Annotated in this window: 2 tRNA genes; both read left to right on the forward strand. The window is 47.3% G+C overall.

The features are described from left to right. Positions 1-137 precede the first annotated feature (137 nt). A tRNA-Ile gene (locus KTN04_RS16670) sits at positions 138-214 on the forward strand. Between the two features lie 38 nt (positions 215-252). After that, positions 253-328: transfer RNA gene (locus tag KTN04_RS16675), tRNA-Ala, on the forward strand. Positions 329-522: the final 194 nt, after the last annotated feature.

Below are 522 nucleotides of genomic sequence, written 5' to 3' on the forward strand. Positions count from 1 at the left end.
AGTCGTAACAAGGTAGCCCTAGGGGAACCTGGGGCTGGATCACCTCCTTAAACGATTGCGAAGTTCTGGCAAGCGTTCACACATATTACCTGATCAGAAGTTAGAGAGAGCGTCTCAACCCTCGGGTTGAACACAGTAGGCTTGTAGCTCAGTTGGTTAGAGCGCACCCCTGATAAGGGTGAGGTCGGTGGTTCAAATCCACTCAGGCCTACCAATTTTCCATTCAGCTCAGGCTGTGTGGAATATCTCGTTGGGGCTATAGCTCAGCTGGGAGAGCGCCTGCTTTGCACGCAGGAGGTCTGCGGTTCGATCCCGCATAGCTCCACCATTCCTTGTCTGGAATGATGACCAAACGAGTTTTAAAACATACGCTCAGGTGAATACCCAATGTAAGCGGTATGACCGAGTTTATTTTTTAAAGCTTTATGCTTTAAACGCTCTTTAACAAATTGGATCTGAAAGATTGTCTTGTATTGTTTGATACAAGCGCCAACCGGCGATAATCGTTACGAACCATTCATT

This window comes from Marinobacterium weihaiense, assembly GCF_019061305.1.
Lineage (GTDB): Bacteria > Pseudomonadota > Gammaproteobacteria > Pseudomonadales > Balneatricaceae > Marinobacterium > Marinobacterium weihaiense.